Below are 16,628 nucleotides of genomic sequence, written 5' to 3'. Positions count from 1 at the left end.
CTGGTTATTAGCTCGGTAACATCATCTTCAATTGCAAACAGGCATCTTCGTAGGAGCTGCGCTCCATGATGTCCTGCTGCAAGAAGTCTTCCATTTGCGGGTAGAGCCGAATGGCGCGATCCAGCATCGGGTCACTGCCTGCGGCATAAGCGCCGACGCTCACCAGATCGCGGTTACGCTGGTAGCTCGACAGCAGTTGTTTGAAATCGCGCACGCGCCCGTACTGGGCATCGTCAATCAAGGCGGTCATGGCGCGGCTGATAGAAGCTTCAATATCAATCGCCGGATAGTGGCCAGATTCCGCCAGACGGCGCGACAGCACCACGTGACCGTCGAGGATGGCGCGCGCGGAGTCTGCAATCGGATCCTGCTGGTCATCACCCTCGGTCAGTACCGTGTAGAAGGCGGTGATCGAGCCGCCGCCGCTGATGCCGTTACCGGCGCGCTCAACCAGCGCGGGCAGTTTGGCGAACACGGATGGCGGATAGCCTTTGGTGGCCGGAGGCTCGCCGATGGCCAAGGCAATCTCACGCTGGGCCATGGCGTAGCGTGTCAGGGAGTCCATGATCAGCAACACGTGCTGGCCGCGATCGCGGAAATCTTCCGCAATACGGGTGGCATAGGCCGCGCCCTGCATACGCAGCAGCGGCGACACGTCGGCCGGGGCGGCGATCACCACCGCGCGAGCGCGGCCTTCGTCACCCAAAATATTTTCGATAAAGTCTTTAACTTCGCGCCCACGCTCGCCAATCAGCCCGACCACGATCACGTCGGCCTGGGTGTAGCGCGCCATCATGCCGAGCAGTACCGATTTACCCACGCCGGAGCCGGCGAACAGGCCCATACGCTGCCCGCGGCCGACGGTCAGCAGGGAGTTAATCGCCCGCACGCCGACGTCGAGCACGTCAGTGATTGGCGTGCGCTGTAATGGGTTGAAAGGAGGGGTTATCAGCGCGGCGCGATAGCCGGTATCCGGCGGCGGCAGGCCGTCGAGCGGCTTGGCACTGCCGTCGAGCACGCGGCCAAGCAGCTGTGGCCCGAGGGGCAGCTGTTTACCGGCGGTGTGGCCCTCTGGCGAGATGCGGGCATACACCCGCGCGCCCGGCAGAATGCCTTCCACTTCTTCCAGCGGCATTAAAAACAGGTGTTGGCCGTTAAAACCGACCACTTCGCTTTCGACTTCCTGCACGACGTTGCCGTCATGGCGTTCAATCAGGCAGGTCGCGCCAAGAGGGAGTTGCAGGCCGGTGGCTTCGAGCACCAGCCCGGTCGCGCGGGTTAGGCGACCGTAGCGGCGCAGCGCGGGAGTACGCTCCATGCGCTTTTCAGCGTCATCGAGGGTTTTCAGCAATCGGCTAAGGCGGGCGGTCATCAGAGATCACCCGGCGCCGCGAGGCGGCAGAGTTCGTGCCAGCGAGTGGCTAGCGAGGCGTCCATGTCGCCATCTTCTGCGCTGACTTTGCAGCCGCCGGCGTGGATCTGGCTGTCAGCCAGCAGACGCCAGCTGTGCAGGCTCAGGGTGACGCCAAGGTGCTGCTCAACGCGTTCGAAATCAGCCGGGTTAACCCGCAGCTGCGGCTTGCCTTTGAACATCGGCTCTTGCTGGATCAGCTGTTGAATTTGGGTCAGCAGGGCGGAGCCGTCGCAAATCGGCGGCTGGCCGAGCACCTGCTTGGCGGCGGTCAGCGCCATTTGCATCAGGCGCGAGGCGATCACGCTGTCCAGCGCGTCCAGCGTTTGCTGGAAGTCAGTGACCAGATGCTGCCAGTGCTCGGTGAGCACCGCCTGATGCTGTTGGGCTTCTTGCAGACCTTGCTGCTGGCCCGCTTCCTGACCGGCCTGATAGCCAGCCTGATAACCTTGCTGCTTGCCCGCCTCAAAGCCTTGCTGATGACCCTGCTGCTGTGCCTGAATTTGCAGACGTTGCAGCTCGTTCTGATCAACCTGAAACTGGCTCAGGGGCTCGCTGCTCTCAGTGTCATGCTCTTCGCCATCTTCTTCACCAAGCAGCGGTTCGATGGCGTTTTTATACTCTTTACTGGAGTAAGAGGGCGTATTGAGGTCGTTGAGCTTCCACGGCTGCCACGGCAGGGCGTTGAGCTGTTCGGCTTTGCGCTCGGCCAGCGTCTTTTTCTCGGCCGGCGGGTCTTGTGGCGTCAGGGCATCAGACATAGGTATCCTCGCCTCCGCCAATCATCATCTCGCCAGATTCGGCCAGACGACGCACGGTTTGCAGAATGGCTTTCTGTTCGTTTTCCACCAGCGACATGCGCATCGGGCCACGGTTTGCCAAGTCGTCGCGCAGAATATCGGCAGCACGCTGGGACATGTTGCGCAGGAATTTCTCGCGCAGCGGCGCTTCGGCACCTTTTAGTGCAACCAGTAGCGACTCGCCCTCGATCTCTTGCAACAGGCGTTGGATGCTGCGGTCGTCGACGTCCACCAGATTCTCGAACAGGAACATTTCGTCGATGATTTTCTGCGCCAGCTCGCCGTCGTAGCCACGCATGGCTTCGATAACCGCTTCTTCCTGCTGGCTTTTCATCAAGTTGATGATCTCCGCCGCAGTACGAATACCGCCCATCTTCGAACGTTTGAGGTTTTGGCCGTCGAGCAGGTTGTTGAGCACTTCGGTCAGCTCGGCCAGCGCGGCTGGCTGTACGCCGCCGAAAGTGGCGATACGCAGCATGACGTCGTTACGCTGGCGCTCGTCGAACAGAGCCAGAATATCGGCTGCCTGGCCGCGTTTCAGGTGCACCAGAATGGTGGCGATGATCTGCGGATGCTCGTCGCGGATCAGGTCGGCCGCAATCTGTGGCTCCATAAAGTTGAGGGTTTCCATGCCGGTGGTGGTTTCGCGCGACTCGAGAATGTCTTCCAGCAGGCTGGCGGCGCGCTCTTCGCCCAAGGCTTTGGTCAGGACCGAACGCAGGTATTCGCTGGTGTTGACACTCAGCGCGGCGTACTGCTCGGACTCATCTTCAAACTCGCTCAGCACGTCGCTTAGCTGTTTGTTGGAGATCTGATGGATGTTAGCCATCGCGCCGCTGATTTGCTGAACTTCACGCGGGTTGAGGTGCTTGAACACCTCCACCGCGCGGTCTTCACCCAGCGTGACCATTAGGATGGCGCTTTTTTCGGTTCCGGTCATAGTCATGGTTGTTCTGTACTCATCCATTGGCGGATAACCAGGGCGACGATGCGAGGATCTTTATCCGCCAGCTCCTGAATTCGTTGGGTTTGAACTTCAACACTGACGCGCTGCTGTGAACGGCGGCGCTTCGCCAGCTCGTCGTTAGACAGTTTGGCTGGCTGCGTGCCTTCCGGCGCTGGCATGGCTGCCGCGACGGTCGCCGCAGCCTGAGCTTCGCGGTCGGCCTGCTGTTTGAGCAGGAGAGGGCGAACCATCTTGCGCCACAGCAGCCAAGCAACAATCAGCACCAGCAACCAGCGACCGGCGTTCAGCAGTTGGTCGAAGAAGGCCGGAGATTTCCAGAAAGGCAGTTCGGTGGATTCATCGGCGGTTTCATTAAATGGCGTGTTAACCACGTTCAGGGTATCGCCACGCTCGGTGGAGAAGCCCATCGCTTCGCGCACCAGTGAGTCAACCTGCTTCAGCTGCTCGTCGGTCAGTGGCTTGGCTTTGCCATCCACACCCGGCTGGTAGTTAACCACTACCGCCGCCGACAGGCGCTGAATGCCGCCCGCGCTGTGCTGGGTGTGGGTGATGGTGCGATCCAGCTCGTAGTTGGTGGTTTCATCATGGCGATTGCTGCTCGGACCGGACGGCGCGGCGGTGGCCGCATTGCGGTTAGCCGCGTTGTTCTGCCCATTCGCCTGCTGGCCATTGGCGGCGTTCGGGTTATTAACGTTGGTCGCCTGATTAGTAATAGGCGCTGTCGCCGGAGCCGTGGGCTGGTTGGAGAGGGCACCCGGCACGCCGCCGACGCCTGAACCGCCAATTTGCTCATTGGTGCTCAACTGGCGGGAGCGCACTGCGGCTTTATCTGCCGAACCGTTCGGCTGGTAGTTTTCGTCAGTCTGCTCGCGCACGGCGTAGTCAATCTGCGCGGTGATTTGTGCATGCACGTTGCCGCTGCCGACCACGGGTTGCAGGATGGCTTCGATCCGGCGCTGCAGGCGGCCTTCGACTTCATTGGCGTATTTCAGCTGCGCGGCGTTGAGGTCGCGCCCGTTGCCGTCGGCCTGAGTCAGCAGGTGGCCGCTCTGGTCAACCACGGTAACGCTGGCCGGAGGCAGGCCGGAGACGCTGCTCGATACCATATAAACGATGGCGTTGATCTGGCCGTCATCCAGCGCGCGGCCGGATTGCAGATTCAACGTCACCGAAGCTGAAGGGTTCTTCTGTTCGCGCACGAACAGTGAAGGTTTAGGGATAGCTAAGTGAACGCGGGCGCTCTGTACCGGCCCCAGAGTCTCGATGGTGCGCGAGAGTTCGCCTTCCAGCGCGCGTTGATAGTTGATCTGCTCGCTGAACTGGCTGATACCAAACTTCTCTTGGTCCATCAGTTCGAAGCCTACCGCGCCGCCCTTTGGCAAGCCGGAAGAGGCCAGTTTCAGGCGAGTTTCATAGACTTTATCCGCCGGGATCAAGATGGCACCGCCGTTATCAGAGAACTGATAAGGGATATTCATTTGGGTCAGCTGGGTGACGATGGCGCCACCGTCTTTGTCGTTCAGATTGCTGAACAGTACGCGATATGTCGGCGCTTTGGCCCACAGCGTCAGGACAACAACAATGGCCACTGCGGCTGCTGCGGCAATGGCCAGAGGGATTTTTGGATTCGCACGCAGGCGGTTGATAAACGCTGTCAATCCGCTTTCAGGGTTTTCTGCGCCAGCAATTGCAGAACTCATACCAGATCCCTATTCAGCTGTTGAACGTTGATGTTCGTGTTGTGTCGTGACAAAACAGACTCCCAAGTGCGCAATCCTGCTGATGTAAAACAGACAAGCGTGTCATTTTTTTAGCCCCTCTCCACAATAAGAGAAGAACCTGATTTTTCAGGTGAGCCATTATTTGCTGCTTTATGCAAAGTTAATGGCCCGATAAGCCATGGTTTTTGCGGTCAATTAGCGCGTTTAGGGAAATTCCTATGTGATAGGGTGTCGTTCCATGAAACACAAATCGGTTTCATCCCCCATTCAGAACCGTGCGAAAATTGAGGAATCTATGGCAATTCAAGGCATTGAGAGTGTTTTGCAGCAGTTGCAGGCCACCGCGCTGCAGGCAGGAATGAAGCAACCTGTTGAACCCCTACAGGAAGCCGGTTTCGCCAGCGAGATGAAAGCCGCGCTGGGCAAGATCAGCGAAACGCAAAACACCGCCAAATTGCAGGCGCAGAAATTCGAACTCGGCGTGCCGGGCGTAGGCTTAAATGACGTGATGGTCGATATGCAGAAATCATCAATTTCTCTGCAATTGGGCATTCAGGTGCGTAACAAGCTGGTGGCGGCGTATCAGGACGTCATGAACATGAGCGTCTGATTGCTCAGAAAGCTTTTTGCCCACATGCAGCGATGGCCTGTGGGCGGGGGCGAAAAAAGCGTGATGCTTACTCCGGCATCAATCCATTAAAATCTTCTTCATACAGTGCTTTACACTCGTCCATAAACTCTGGATAGCCAAGTTCAGAGGTTTGTACTTCGCGGCCGAGGCGGGCTTCCAGATCAGCGTGGAACCACTCAAACTCGCCGTGGAGAATGCCGGTAAACCCGGTGAGGATCACACACTGCTCTTGCGTTAACTTTTGCATTTCAATTCCTTGTTTCGTTTCAGGCTGACGGTAGCGGGCCATCGACAGGACATTCATTTCACAAATCTTCCATCAGCAGAGATCAACACTCCGCCCTCGGGTTGTCAGGGATGCCGTCATTATTACGGCCATGGCTATGCCATGCAATCACCCATTCTCAGTATAGGTCGACGGCGTCAATCTCAGGTTACGCAGCGGCTCGCGGTGCAAATCCACGACGGTCTGCGACACGGATTCCAGAAGACTTTCATTTTCAAGCGGCGGCACCGGAATTGTTCTATCCTCTTATTAATCAACCTGAAAATAAGGAAAAGCCAGATGAATGAGGACATTTTCGAACAAGCCCCATTGCCGATGCTGACCCGCTGGCAAGTTGGGGATAAGGTGAAACTGCTGACTTTTCCCGTGGGTGATGACTCGGCGAGCTACCAGTTGGATGTCGCCATTCGCCAAATCATCGATGGCGAGTTTGAAGGGGAAGTGATTAAAGCCGCGCCGGTAGGGCGCATTCCAGCCTCGGCAAAACGCCATTTCGAAGCCGGGACGGTAGTGGAGTTCCGCGCCGCGCATATTCAGGGCAATGCCGGGTGAGATTAAGCATTCCGACCCGCTAAAAACAAGAAACCCCGCGCAGGCGGGGTTTTTACTTCATTGAACGTCACTTCACAGCGCTGATGAGAGTAGAACTTAGCAGCCGCTGTGTTACATCATGGGCTTAACGTTGTTATCAAGTATCAAATCAGTCAGTTCATCCACGGGGATCTCAGGTCTTGCCCCACAGTAACCGACCAGATACCAATTGCCGTCAGCACATTTCTCTGGAGATACTTTATAACGCTCGTTTTGCACTGCAAAAATTGCTGAGTCAGACTGACGCTCTTCGAGCCGATTGTCTGCCCAGAAATAGAGTGAAAACTGATGACAACGGTCGACATGTTTCTGTCCATGCCGACTTCCTCCCAGAAGCAAATAATGGTATTCAGACATTATTACTCCTCCAAATAAGTGATTGATGATACAAGCACTTTCTCCCACACGGGAACGCTCAAATGAGGCGCTGCGAACAATGAATGAAATCGCGCAGCAAAAACAGGACATCAAGCAACCCGCCAATTACCTGCCTGAATGGCAGATAATTAGCTTGGTATAAATTATAGGGCAGGACTGAGAACACGACTTAAGCAAAAACTTAAATGTGATCGCTATCACAAAATGTTTTTGGCAGTAGAAGGGCGACAATTACTGTTCGAGCATTTTCTTATGTAGCTGCGAGGTCAGAATTTCAATCCGTTCGCTTAGCTGTTTAGTGATATTGGTCAGGTCAGTATTCTGTTTTAACAGCTCGAGCATCTGCTGAGTGTGCTGCGCCGCCATCTCCTGTCGCTGCTCATTGGCCTGAGCTAACTCTTCGCGATGCTGGGCATCGGCATCGGCATGGGCCTTATCCCGCTCCGCCTGGCGAGTTTGCGCTAGTAGGATCAGCGGCGCGGCATAGGCGGCCTGCAGGCTGAAGGCCAGATTGAGTAAGATAAACGGGTAAACGTCGAACTTCACCAGCCCGGTGACGTTGATGATGATCCACACGGCCACCACCAGAGTTTGTGCGCCTAAAAACAGCGGCGTGCCGAAGAACCGGGCGAAAGCTTCTGCTTTCAGCGCAAACCAGCCCTCGCCGAAGGTCGGAGCTAAATGGGAATGTTTACGGTGAAAACGGAAGGGGTCGCGTTTTTTGGCTGGCGTATCTGAAGAGATGGGCTGCATAAATACTTCCTTTGTAGGTGCTGAGTAGCGTGCTGATAAGAGTCACCTTAGGATGAAATGCCAGAAACCGATATCTTATTATTGTCACCCTTGCTGTTTGTTGACTGATTATTTATCTATCAGGAAGCTCGGCAACTTTTCCCGAACTATCTGATTGTTAGGTCGGATTTACTGCGCTACTTTTAACTCAGCAATCATGAAAAGGAGAGAAGTATGGGTTTTTGGAGAGTTTTGATTACGATTTTGGTACCGCCGCTGGGCGTGTTGATTGGTAACGGCCTTGGCTTGCAGTTCCTGCTGAACATTGTGCTGACACTGTGCGGCTATTTGCCAGGTTTGATCCACGCATTCTGGATCCAGACGCGTAAGTAATAAATTAAGGCGCTTTTTGCCTAAAAGTTCCTCAATTTCATAAGCCCGACCAATAGGTCGGGTTTTTTATTGCCTAAATATCACAAACATTTAACACGAAACGAAAAGACTCTTTATTGCCTCTCAGGCATCATGTCGCCTCTAAATTGAGCTTTATATTGATGTTTTTGTTAGCCGCCGCGTGCATTGGGCAGGGTATTCGGCTGCTCTTTTTAATTGAAATCATGCCTCTCTGTGAAATAAGGAACTTTCATGTCTAATCCATACGCCGAGATATTCCGGCGCCCAGGAACCAAAGGCTTTTCTGCCGCAGGCTTTATTGCTCGTCTGCCTCTGCCGATGACCACCATTGGCATTGTGGCTATGTTATCCCAAACCCATGGTGAATATTGGCTGGCCGGCGCGGTGTCTGCCACTTTTGCCATGGCCAATGCCTTTATCGCTCCACAGATTTCGCGCTGGGTGGATGTCAAAGGGCAGGCGAAAGTGCTGATCCCGATGGTGACCTTGGCATTTTTGGCATTAATCGGTTTATGCCTGGCGGCGTGGCTCAATGCACCCAATGAAATGCTGTTTATACTGGCGTTAATCGCCGGCGTAATGCCGAGCATTGGCTCCATGGTGCGCGCGCGCTGGACCGAGATTTATCGCGGCAAGTCGCAGCTGCACGCGGCCTTTGCCTTTGAATCCGTGCTGGATGAGCTGGTGTATATGGCCGGGCCGGTGTTTGGCATCGGCCTGAGCATCGCGCTGTTCCCCGAGGCGGGCGTGCTGGCGGCGGCGACCTTCCTCGCCGTCGGGGCATTACTGTTTGTGGTACAGAAATCCACTGAGCCAAAAGTGAATCCTATCAAGCAGAAGCGCACGCAGTCGGTAATGAAGCACGGCGCGATGTGGTACGTGGTGACGGTGTTTGTGGGTATCGGCATGATTTTTGGCACGGTGGAAGTGGCGGTCATTGCCTTCGCGCAGGATCTAGGTAACAAGGGCGCCGCGACCTATATCTTATCCACCTATGCTCTAGGTTCTTGCGGCATTGGGCTGGTATTCGGCGCCATCAAATTCAAAAAGCCGTTGGCGAATCGTCTGTTAATCGCAAGCGTGGTGGCGGTGCTGACTACCTTGCCTCTGCCTTTCGTCACGTCGCTGTGGATGATGACGCTGATGGTGTTTGTGGGCGGGGCGATCAGTTCTCCCACCTTCATTACCGGCATGACCCTGATCGAGCGTATCGTGCCCACCACGCAGATAACCGAGGGTATTACGTACGCCATGACCGGCGTGCTGATTGGCTTCTCCGCCGGATCGGCCGCGTCGGGCTGGACTATCGATAACTTCGGCGCTTCAAACGGATTCTGGATCGCGGTAGTGGGCGGCGGTGTGGCATTAGTCGCCATGCTGACGGGTTATCGCCTGCTGGCGGCCCTGTCGCAGCAGGGCGCGCAGGAAAATGACCTTCATCTGAGTCACGAGTAATAACACCCTTCCGGCAGAGAGCAATCTGCCGGAAGGGGCCTTGGCCTAAGCCTAATGGTGGCGCGTGCCTAAATCCCTGTCTTCATCCTCCCCTTCGAGCAAATGACTGAGTTCATCCACGCGACGAATCAGCCCATTTTCCACCTCATACAGCGCCACGACTTTCACTTTTAACCTCTGCCCATTGTGTTTGATGGCATCAACGATGTGTACGCTAGCCAGTGACTGGCCGCAGGCGATCACCTTTTCAAAAATGACGGTGGCGGATTGAAGCGTGGCCTTTAAGGTGCGGGCGTGCTCGACGAATAAGGCGTGATCTAACACTTTCCCATCGGCGAATTGCTGATACTCCGGGGCGAAATAGCGGCCCGTCTGCTCCGCCGTTTCAGCAGGATCAAACAGCGAATTGAAAATCTGGCCGAGAAATTGGCGTGCCTGAGTGTGTGTCATAGGATGTTCCTCGCGTTGGTTGCATTGACGAGGTTGACTATAGAGGGTTATTTTTGGCGTCATGACTGCTATCAGGCCAACTTATACGGTGATTACGCCATGATCTCAGAATCTGACATGGGGAACGGATTGCGCTGGACAGATTTCGTCGAGCCGCAAGGAAAAACCACGCCTGTACATCACCACGCTGACGGCCAGCTGCTGGGCACTCATCGGGGGTTGCTGAGTCTGGATTTTGAGCATAGCCAGCGGGCTATCCCTTCAAGCTACGCCGTCTGGGTGCCTTCTGGCTATCCTCACGGTATGCGTTCGCACGGCGCTTTTGACGGCTGGAGCCTCTACATCCGTGAAGATTTGACCCACGAGCTGCCGCAAACGCCGAAAACCTTTCGTGTGGAAGGGTTACTGCGCGAAGCGTTAAAGCGCGTAAAAAGCTGGGGCGAAGAGAGTGTCCCAGAGCAGGCCAGAGGGGCATTGACGCAGGTCATTTTGCACGAAATCAGGACGTTGCCCGCAGCGGCGTTGGAACTGCCGATGCCCCAGGATCCGCGTTTAATGCGTCTTGTGCGGCGATTGCTGAGTGACGTGAGTGTGCAACTGCGGGAAGAGCAGTGGGCAGAGTATGCAGGATTATCTGTTCGGACGCTGGTGAGGCTATTCCCGGCGCAGACCGGTCTAACTTTTACCGCCTGGAGGCAGAGGGCCAGGATGATGCGGGCGATGGAGCTTTTAGCTCAGGGGATGGCGGTGCAGAACGTCGCGCTGGAGGTGGGTTACGACAACGCCAGCGCTTTTATCGCGGTGTTTCGTAAACTGTCCGGCACGACGCCGGGTCACTATTTCTGAACAATTCAGTCGTTAGAACAGAGAAAACAGCACCACCACGGGCAAACTCATTGGCCACGTAAAACCGATCAGCGCCGAGGTTAACAGACGGATTTTGAACGTATCGCGGCTGACCAACAGGGTAAACACCGCTGCCAGCGTCAAACCACCCCAGTAAATTGTTTTAATGACTTCCCACCACACGTGCACGACATACCCCTAATACAGCCAAAATAGATAAAGCAGGGCATATTCTAGGGCGTTAACATTTGGTAATCAAATAATGTGTGTTTTAGGTCACATTTTTACAGAGTTTACATCTGCACATGAGATTTACGCGTTGAAATAACAGGGCGTTAACGTTCCGCCCTGAAAGCTTACAGCGAGCGCAGGTGGCCGCGGATCGAGGTGGGCGCAAAGCCAAAGCGTTTGCGAAAACGTTCGGCAAAGCGTGAGCTGCTTTCGTAGCCAACCTGATGGGCAATGTGGGAAATGGCTAAATCCGTGCATTGCAGCAGGCGCAGGGCGTGGGTCATGCGCACATCTATCATCAAATTACGCAGCACGCTGTTCTCTGTCGCCAGCCTGCGGCGCAGCATCACTTCATTCATCATCAATTTTTCAGCCACTTCGGCAGCCGTAAATGACTTGTGCAGATTGTTGACCAGTAAATCGCGAACTTGCTGAGTGATGCTTTCACTATGCTGCCTCGAGTAGCTGATCCCCAGATGAGACAGCCACAGCAGTTGCTCAATCATGCGATGGCGGGCAATGGTCGGCGGCAGGCTCTTATGCCACATCATCGAATGGTGGGTATCAGTAAACGATTGCCTAAAGGCCGGCGGAATGTGCGGGATGACGCGAATGTCTTCGACCGTGGTCAGTACGCCTTCAAATGGCGAGACGTAGAGGCGGGAATCGCAAAAAAGCGAGCTGTCCCACGCCATAATCGCGCAGCTGAAAATGCCCTCATCAGAGGGAACATTGGTAATGCTCAGCGAGTGGCCGCTATTGACCGCCAGCATCTCGCCACTTTGAATGCGGCTTTCTTGCATGCCGTGGCGCAGTGTGGAATGCCCCTGCAGGATTAATATGAGTTCGGGTTTATCGACGAAAATATCGCTGGTAAGCAGCTCACTGTGCTGAATAAGCAGTGAGGATGTACCAATCCCTGGAGATACTTTTATTTTACGAACCATCGCGATTTTGCCCGAAGCCGCACGTCATATTGCCGACGTTGTTCCAGAGTTTAATTACCCTTGAACAGTTGCCGATATTTTCGTCGGTGAAAACGATATTAGTGAGGGCGACAGAGAAAAGACACCGGGTAAGGGCGGCTTATTCTCTGTCTCTGAAGCCTTTAATATACACAAGAAGCTAAGAAAGTGGCTAGCAATGGTATTAGGGAAACTATTATTGATCGCGCATAGCGATTGCTCTGTCGGTAAAACGCCCATAGGTCGAATTGACCTCCTGCTGTTTTACGGACTGGCCAATAAGCTCAGCCAGCTGATCCATTCGTGCCTGCAATAGCGTTTTAATCTGAGTTTCATTATCCAGAATACGTCGCAGACTCTGACGAATAATATTCTGGATATTTAATGAGGTCTCTTCTGACAGCGGCAGTGTAGTGGTTGCCTCTACCGCCTTCAGGTAACTGACTTCAAGTTCTACCAATTCATCCCACTTTTCGTCTTTCGCCAGCAGCAACATTTGTTCGCTTAGCGTCAGGATCATCTGATACTCATTAACCAGGTACTGATGTCGATCCATTATATTGGTCCTGCGAGGGGTGATAGTTAGGGCCGATCTGCCGCCAGGCATCGGCTATATTTTCCAGCAATGCCATAACTTCAGTAATAGCCTGCTGATCGTTATGCAAATTGGCATGAATTAAACGGCGAACCATGTAGGAATAGAGCGCCTCCAGATTATCAACTAATTCTGGATCGCCTTTCTCACGGCTTAAGCCAGCAATGAGTCCGTTATCGATAATATTAATGGCCTTCGACAGCGCATTGCCTTTCCCTGGAATATCCCCCTGCTGGATAAGAATACCGGCGCGGATAAGGGCGCTGCGCGCCCCGTCAAATAACATCACCACCAGCTGATGGGGTGATGCACTCATTACCGCACTTTCCAGACCGACTTGCGCATAGGCTTTAACGCCGGAGTTCTTGTACATAATCAGTCCTTATTGACTTCCACTCATCGCGGCAAATTGCTGCGTTAAGTAGCTACCGGTGTTGGTTAATTTGTTAACCAGTACGGATAGGTTAGTAAATTGGTTTTTGTAGTTAGTCAGATTGAGCGTGATGCTGGCTTGGGTCTTGGTCATTTGATCTGACAGGTTTTTCAGCGATTTATTGATACCGTCTTCAGCGGCTTGCACTGTGCCGTTGGTTGGGTCGAGCATCTTGGTCAGCATGTTGGTCGCTTGCGTACCGAAACCGGTAGTTTTGCCGTCGCCCGCGAAGAACTGCACCACGCTGCCCGGCTTTTTAGTGATCGCGTTGTTTAATTTGGTGCTGTCTACCGTCAATTTGCCATTGACGTCTTGGGTGATACCCATGCTGGCTAAGGTTGAGAAGTCAGTATTTGGCTGGGAAGACGCAATACTGCCGCGCAGCTGGGTAGAAATAGTACGCACGGTGCCGTCGCCGAACAGGGCGCCGTTGCTGGCGTTTTGGCTATCAGCCCCTTTATCAACCGCGGTGTAAGTAGTCTGGCTGGCGATAGTGGTTTGCAATGAGTTATAGGCATCAACGTAGTTTTGAATCGCCTTGGTCATCGCGCTAGGATCTTGCGTCAGCGTTAAGGTCTCAGGGCCAGAACTGTTGGCGTTGGCGCTGGTCAGCGATTTTAAGGTCAGCGTCACGCCATCCAGCGCGTCGGAAACCACGTTGCTGCTACGGGTGATTTCAACATTATTATTGATAGTGAATTTGGCGTCTTGCGCTGCCGTGGTGACTTTCATGCCGTTGGTGCTGGAAGAGGGGTTGTAACCCACTACGCTGTTCAGCGCGTCATCACCAGATACGCTGACGGTCATGGCATTCGCTACGCCGGTATCATTTGCGGTGATAGACAAATAATAGGTGTTGTCGTTCGCTTTAATCACGCTGGCCGTGACGCCGGCCTGCTTGGCGTTGATGGCATCGCGCATACCGTTCAGGCTGGTTTGATCATCCGTCAGCGGAATAGTGACCGGATCTTTGCCCGTCTGCGCAATAGTGATAGAGCGGTTAGCTGCGCCCGTGGTGCCTAACGCGGCTTTTGGGTCAGACTTTGCAGCCGACAGCAGAGACTGCGCCTGCGCCAACTGCGTGACATTGATTTGGTATGAGCCTGCCGGAGCAGAAGCATTTGGCGTCAACGCTGCGCTAAAAGAGGTATTGGTGCTGGTAACAGAAGTGCCCGCGATTTGGCTGGCGTTTTGCAGCGCGGTGGCGGCAGTCTTCAGCTTATCCAATGATGTTTGCAAAATACTGAAAGAGGTCAGTTTCGCTTTATAAGAAGTTTGTTGATTGGTCAGCGGTGTTAGACGGTCATTTTCAGCTTTGGTCAGTGAATCCATCAAGCTGTTAAGGTCAAGACTGGTACCTGCACCGAGAGAACTTACACTAGCCATTATTTATATTCCTTAGAGAGAAGGGTGTTACCAGTGTTATCGGCAAGGATGGCACGAAGTTTATACCCGGCTGGATAAATTTTATGGCAAGAATAACCGCGCATATTAGGGGCAATTTGCGCCATTATTTGCAGGTGCAATAAAGGAAGGAATTTGCTTTCGGGGATTATTTTATAATTTTTTTAAATTCTGACTAAAGGTTCTGGGTGTAGCGCCGATACAAGTTTGGACGGTGATAAAGCCGTAGGCCGAAAGCCTAAACCTAAATAACAGAATTTAAGGAAATCATACTATGGCGGTAATCAACACTAACAGCTTGTCCCTGATGACTCAGAACAACCTGAACAAATCTCAAGCATCCCTGGGCACCGCCATTGAGCGTCTGTCTTCAGGTCTGCGTATCAACAGCGCAAAAGACGATGCAGCGGGCCAGGCGATTGCCAACCGCTTCACTTCTAACATCAATGGCCTGACCGTTGCTTCCCGTAACGCAAACGACGGTATCTCTCTGTCACAGACCGCTGAAGGCGCACTGAGCGAAATCAACAACAACTTGCAACGTGTTCGTGACCTGACCGTTCAAGCGCAGAACAGCTCTAACTCCGCATCTGACATCGACTCCATCCAGTCTGAAGTTAACCAGCGTATGGAAGAGATCAACCGCGTTACTAAGCAAACTGACTTCAACGGCATCAAAGTTCTGGACAACCGTACTGCTGCTACCAGCAACTACGATTTCCAGGTTGGTTCTAAAGATGGCGAGCAAATCAGCATCGGTATCGGTTCAAGCGCTGGCTGGAACCTGGCTGCTTCTAACGGTGACGGCACTTCTAGCGACAACATCAACACTTACAAACCAACTACGCTGACTGCGTTGAAAACTGCACAAACTGCAGCAACCACGTCTAACACTGCTTACTTGGCAGCTAAAGCAATTTCTGACGCAGATCCAACTGATACAACTAAAGCTGGTAACACTGCAACTGCTAAAACTGACTTAGACACTAAAAATACTGCAGTAACTACCGCTCTGAAAACCTCTACCGATGCTAAAGAAGCGGTAAACGGCAACGCGCGTACAGTGGCTGCAGAAGGCTTCGACGTTCTGAAAGGTACCGTTAAGAATGATGGTACTGCAGCAGGTTCAAGCCCACTGGCTGACATCGATGCTGCTCTGAAAGCGGTTGATACTCAACGTTCAGCTCTGGGTGCTTCTCAGAACCGTTTCGAATCTACCATCACTAACCTGAGCAGCACTGTTGATAACCTGACTTCAGCACGTAGCCGTATCCAGGATGCTGATTACTCTACCGAAGTTTCCAACATGAGCCGTGCGCAGATCCTGCAACAGGCTGGTACTTCAGTACTGTCTAAAGCTAACCAGGTTCCTCAGTCAGTGTTGTCTCTGCTGCAGGGCTAATCGCTTCTCAGTTTTAACGCTTATAAAGGCGGCCATTTGGCCGCCTTTTTCTTTGATTGAAAGTAAGACTCGCGGGGCATACTGCGGGTTGGTTATTGGAGGTATGATGCGATGAAAGAGATTCTGGTGAGCCAACCTGAGTATGTGCAGAATTTCCGCTGTATTGGTTCTGCATGTGAAGATCACTGTTGTAAGCAATGGAATATCACGCTGGATAAACCCACGTATAATAAGTACCTAAAAAGTGAAATCCCCGGCGTTAAAAATATTGCGGTTGAAAGCATTATCAAGACTAAAAAAAGCCACAGTAATTGGGCGCTGGTTAAGCTCAATGGGGAGGGTAACTGTTCATACTTAGAGTCCGATAATCTATGTAAAATCCATAAAACTATGGGGCCGGAAGCGCTGAGTGATACCTGTTCTGCCTACCCGCGACAATATGTATTATATAAAAAAGAGCGTATTGAGAGTCTCAGCCTCTCTTGCCCGGAAGCAACGCGCAAGGTGCTGCTCAATGACACCGCACTCAATATTAATAATCACTCTGTGGCGCAGACTAATTTCAATGCTAGAGCTGATATAAGCGTTGAAGGTAAAATTATTAATTTATTCTGTGCCAATCTCATGATGTCCAACCAGAATAAAGTCGAGCATAATCTCTATGCTATGGCGTGTTTCCTGCTTTACGCGGAGAAACTAACGGGGTCGCTAGATCACAAATTCTCCAGTATGGAGCAGGTTTACACAGCACTCGCTCAGCAATTGTCCAATGGCGAAATTTCGCAATCTATTGCGAAAATCAATGGTGAACCTTTACTAGAACTTGCTCTGTTTAGTGGAATACATGGCGCGATTCAAACGAACCCTCATACACGTGGAAGAGGGACGTTGTACCACTATACTGAGAGACTCAACC

20 protein-coding genes are annotated in these 16,628 nt (G+C 53.2%); 7 read left to right on the top strand and 13 right to left on the bottom strand.

The annotated features are described in order from the left end of the window. Positions 1 to 7: 7 nt before the first annotated feature. The 4 genes from fliI to fliF are packed head-to-tail and all read right to left on the bottom strand — an operon-like array spanning position 8 to position 4,878. Complete coding sequence (gene fliI, locus ACT3RT_RS05245; RefSeq protein WP_353501914.1) at positions 8 to 1,372, bottom strand: flagellar protein export ATPase FliI; 1,365 nt, start codon at positions 1,370 to 1,372, stop codon at positions 8 to 10. After that, entirely contained in the window at positions 1,372 to 2,172 is an 801-nt protein-coding gene (gene fliH / locus ACT3RT_RS05240) for a flagellar assembly protein FliH (RefSeq protein ID WP_496202609.1), read from the bottom strand. The genes fliI and fliH overlap by 1 nt, the downstream gene beginning before the upstream one ends. Next, positions 2,165 to 3,157 (bottom strand): flagellar motor switch protein FliG, encoded by a 993-nt coding sequence (fliG, locus tag ACT3RT_RS05235; RefSeq protein WP_034790081.1) that lies wholly within the window; start codon positions 3,155 to 3,157, stop codon positions 2,165 to 2,167. The genes fliH and fliG overlap by 8 nt, the downstream gene beginning before the upstream one ends. Continuing rightward, positions 3,154 to 4,878: a flagellar basal-body MS-ring/collar protein FliF gene (gene fliF / locus ACT3RT_RS05230; protein WP_396130809.1), complete on the bottom strand. Its 1,725-nt coding sequence runs from the start codon at positions 4,876 to 4,878 to the stop codon at positions 3,154 to 3,156. The genes fliG and fliF overlap by 4 nt, the downstream gene beginning before the upstream one ends. A gap of 316 nt (positions 4,879 to 5,194) precedes the next feature. On the opposite strand from fliF, the gene fliE reads away from it, so the two are divergent. Beyond that, a complete protein-coding gene (gene fliE / locus ACT3RT_RS05225; RefSeq protein WP_353503957.1) occupies positions 5,195 to 5,509 on the top strand; it encodes a flagellar hook-basal body complex protein FliE in 315 nt (104 codons plus the stop codon). A 67-nt stretch (positions 5,510 to 5,576) separates the two neighbouring features. Here the strand turns inward: fliE and ACT3RT_RS05220 are convergent, their stop codons facing one another. After that, positions 5,577 to 5,777, bottom strand: a complete 201-nt coding sequence (locus ACT3RT_RS05220; RefSeq protein ID WP_353501917.1) for a DUF7736 domain-containing protein — start codon at positions 5,775 to 5,777, stop codon at positions 5,577 to 5,579. Between the two features lie 318 nt (positions 5,778 to 6,095). Here ACT3RT_RS05220 and ACT3RT_RS05215 point away from each other — a divergent pair, with 318 nt between their 5' ends. Next, positions 6,096 to 6,368 carry a hypothetical protein gene (locus tag ACT3RT_RS05215; RefSeq protein WP_353501918.1) on the top strand — a complete coding sequence of 91 codons (273 nt, stop codon included), beginning with the start codon at positions 6,096 to 6,098 and terminating at the stop codon, positions 6,366 to 6,368. 111 nt (positions 6,369 to 6,479) lie between these two features. Here ACT3RT_RS05215 and ACT3RT_RS05210 read toward each other — a convergent pair whose 3' ends face one another. Together ACT3RT_RS05210 and ACT3RT_RS05205 are read right to left on the bottom strand one after the other, a co-directional pair. Next, positions 6,480 to 6,764, bottom strand: coding sequence for a hypothetical protein (locus ACT3RT_RS05210; RefSeq protein ID WP_034790093.1), 285 nt, complete (start codon positions 6,762 to 6,764; stop codon positions 6,480 to 6,482). Between the two features lie 252 nt (positions 6,765 to 7,016). Next, positions 7,017 to 7,538: a DUF1003 domain-containing protein gene (locus ACT3RT_RS05205; RefSeq protein WP_396130807.1), complete on the bottom strand. Its 522-nt coding sequence runs from the start codon at positions 7,536 to 7,538 to the stop codon at positions 7,017 to 7,019. Positions 7,539 to 7,751: 213 nt separating this feature from the next. Here ACT3RT_RS05205 and ACT3RT_RS05200 point away from each other — a divergent pair, with 213 nt between their 5' ends. Next, positions 7,752 to 7,910: a YqaE/Pmp3 family membrane protein gene (locus ACT3RT_RS05200; protein WP_034790096.1), complete on the top strand. Its 159-nt coding sequence runs from the start codon at positions 7,752 to 7,754 to the stop codon at positions 7,908 to 7,910. 252 nt (positions 7,911 to 8,162) lie between these two features. Continuing rightward, positions 8,163 to 9,386, top strand: coding sequence for an MFS transporter (locus tag ACT3RT_RS05195; RefSeq protein WP_353501920.1), 1,224 nt, complete (start codon positions 8,163 to 8,165; stop codon positions 9,384 to 9,386). A 51-nt stretch (positions 9,387 to 9,437) separates the two neighbouring features. Here the strand turns inward: ACT3RT_RS05195 and ACT3RT_RS05190 are convergent, their stop codons facing one another. After that, positions 9,438 to 9,836 (bottom strand): nuclear transport factor 2 family protein, encoded by a 399-nt coding sequence (locus ACT3RT_RS05190; RefSeq protein WP_496202608.1) that lies wholly within the window; start codon positions 9,834 to 9,836, stop codon positions 9,438 to 9,440. 99 nt (positions 9,837 to 9,935) lie between these two features. On the opposite strand from ACT3RT_RS05190, the gene ACT3RT_RS05185 reads away from it, so the two are divergent. Beyond that, complete coding sequence (locus ACT3RT_RS05185) at positions 9,936 to 10,682, top strand: AraC family transcriptional regulator (RefSeq protein ID WP_496202607.1); 747 nt, start codon at positions 9,936 to 9,938, stop codon at positions 10,680 to 10,682. Between the two features lie 12 nt (positions 10,683 to 10,694). Here the strand turns inward: ACT3RT_RS05185 and ACT3RT_RS05180 are convergent, their stop codons facing one another. The 5 genes from ACT3RT_RS05180 to fliD form a co-directional block, all read right to left on the bottom strand. Then, positions 10,695 to 10,871, bottom strand: coding sequence for a GhoT/OrtT family toxin (locus ACT3RT_RS05180; RefSeq protein WP_496202606.1), 177 nt, complete (start codon positions 10,869 to 10,871; stop codon positions 10,695 to 10,697). Positions 10,872 to 11,038: 167 nt separating this feature from the next. Beyond that, positions 11,039 to 11,860, bottom strand: a complete 822-nt coding sequence (locus tag ACT3RT_RS05175; protein WP_353501923.1) for a helix-turn-helix transcriptional regulator — start codon at positions 11,858 to 11,860, stop codon at positions 11,039 to 11,041. Between the two features lie 214 nt (positions 11,861 to 12,074). Further along, positions 12,075 to 12,434, bottom strand: a complete 360-nt coding sequence (gene fliT / locus ACT3RT_RS05170; protein WP_353501924.1) for a flagella biosynthesis regulatory protein FliT — start codon at positions 12,432 to 12,434, stop codon at positions 12,075 to 12,077. Further along, positions 12,409 to 12,846, bottom strand: a complete 438-nt coding sequence (fliS, locus tag ACT3RT_RS05165; protein ID WP_496202605.1) for a flagellar export chaperone FliS — start codon at positions 12,844 to 12,846, stop codon at positions 12,409 to 12,411. Before fliS ends, fliT begins: the two co-directional genes overlap by 26 nt. A 9-nt stretch (positions 12,847 to 12,855) precedes the next feature. Further along, on the bottom strand, positions 12,856 to 14,292 hold the full coding sequence (gene fliD, locus ACT3RT_RS05160) for a flagellar filament capping protein FliD (protein WP_496202604.1): 1,437 nt from the start codon (positions 14,290 to 14,292) through the stop codon (positions 12,856 to 12,858). A 292-nt stretch (positions 14,293 to 14,584) separates the two neighbouring features. Between fliD and ACT3RT_RS05155 the strand changes: the two genes are divergently transcribed. Both ACT3RT_RS05155 and fliB read left to right on the top strand, forming a co-directional pair. Further along, positions 14,585 to 15,712, top strand: coding sequence for a FliC/FljB family flagellin (locus ACT3RT_RS05155; RefSeq protein ID WP_485900342.1), 1,128 nt, complete (start codon positions 14,585 to 14,587; stop codon positions 15,710 to 15,712). Positions 15,713 to 15,823: 111 nt separating this feature from the next. Beyond that, on the top strand, positions 15,824 to 16,628 hold an 805-nt coding region (gene fliB, locus ACT3RT_RS05150; protein WP_496202603.1), incomplete at its 3' end, for a flagellin lysine-N-methylase.

Source organism: Ewingella sp. AOP9-I1-14, assembly GCF_052375995.1.
Classification (GTDB): Bacteria; Pseudomonadota; Gammaproteobacteria; order Enterobacterales; family Enterobacteriaceae; genus Ewingella; species Ewingella allii.
Note: the sequence above shows the minus strand (reverse complement) of the source record. Positions and strands in the feature narration are given on the sequence as shown.

Excerpts from the sequence above, each read along its gene's own strand:
- fliI (WP_353501914.1), bottom strand. The coding sequence starts at position 1,372 with ATGACCGCCCGCCTTAGCCGATTGCTGAAAACCCTCGATGACGCTGAA.
- fliH (WP_496202609.1), bottom strand. The coding sequence starts at position 2,172 with ATGTCTGATGCCCTGACGCCACAAGACCCGCCGGCCGAGAAAAAGACG.
- fliG (WP_034790081.1), bottom strand. The coding sequence starts at position 3,157 with ATGACTATGACCGGAACCGAAAAAAGCGCCATCCTAATGGTCACGCTG.
- fliF (WP_396130809.1), bottom strand. The coding sequence starts at position 4,878 with ATGAGTTCTGCAATTGCTGGCGCAGAAAACCCTGAAAGCGGATTGACA.
- fliE (WP_353503957.1), top strand. The coding sequence starts at position 5,195 with ATGGCAATTCAAGGCATTGAGAGTGTTTTGCAGCAGTTGCAGGCCACC.
- ACT3RT_RS05220 (WP_353501917.1), bottom strand. The coding sequence starts at position 5,777 with ATGCAAAAGTTAACGCAAGAGCAGTGTGTGATCCTCACCGGGTTTACC.
- ACT3RT_RS05215 (WP_353501918.1), top strand. The coding sequence starts at position 6,096 with ATGAATGAGGACATTTTCGAACAAGCCCCATTGCCGATGCTGACCCGC.
- ACT3RT_RS05210 (WP_034790093.1), bottom strand. The coding sequence starts at position 6,764 with ATGTCTGAATACCATTATTTGCTTCTGGGAGGAAGTCGGCATGGACAG.
- ACT3RT_RS05205 (WP_396130807.1), bottom strand. The coding sequence starts at position 7,538 with ATGCAGCCCATCTCTTCAGATACGCCAGCCAAAAAACGCGACCCCTTC.
- ACT3RT_RS05200 (WP_034790096.1), top strand. The coding sequence starts at position 7,752 with ATGGGTTTTTGGAGAGTTTTGATTACGATTTTGGTACCGCCGCTGGGC.
- ACT3RT_RS05195 (WP_353501920.1), top strand. The coding sequence starts at position 8,163 with ATGTCTAATCCATACGCCGAGATATTCCGGCGCCCAGGAACCAAAGGC.
- ACT3RT_RS05190 (WP_496202608.1), bottom strand. The coding sequence starts at position 9,836 with ATGACACACACTCAGGCACGCCAATTTCTCGGCCAGATTTTCAATTCG.
- ACT3RT_RS05185 (WP_496202607.1), top strand. The coding sequence starts at position 9,936 with ATGATCTCAGAATCTGACATGGGGAACGGATTGCGCTGGACAGATTTC.
- ACT3RT_RS05175 (WP_353501923.1), bottom strand. The coding sequence starts at position 11,860 with ATGGTTCGTAAAATAAAAGTATCTCCAGGGATTGGTACATCCTCACTG.
- fliT (WP_353501924.1), bottom strand. The coding sequence starts at position 12,434 with ATGGATCGACATCAGTACCTGGTTAATGAGTATCAGATGATCCTGACG.
- fliS (WP_496202605.1), bottom strand. The coding sequence starts at position 12,846 with ATGTACAAGAACTCCGGCGTTAAAGCCTATGCGCAAGTCGGTCTGGAA.
- fliD (WP_496202604.1), bottom strand. The coding sequence starts at position 14,292 with ATGGCTAGTGTAAGTTCTCTCGGTGCAGGTACCAGTCTTGACCTTAAC.
- ACT3RT_RS05155 (WP_485900342.1), top strand. The coding sequence starts at position 14,585 with ATGGCGGTAATCAACACTAACAGCTTGTCCCTGATGACTCAGAACAAC.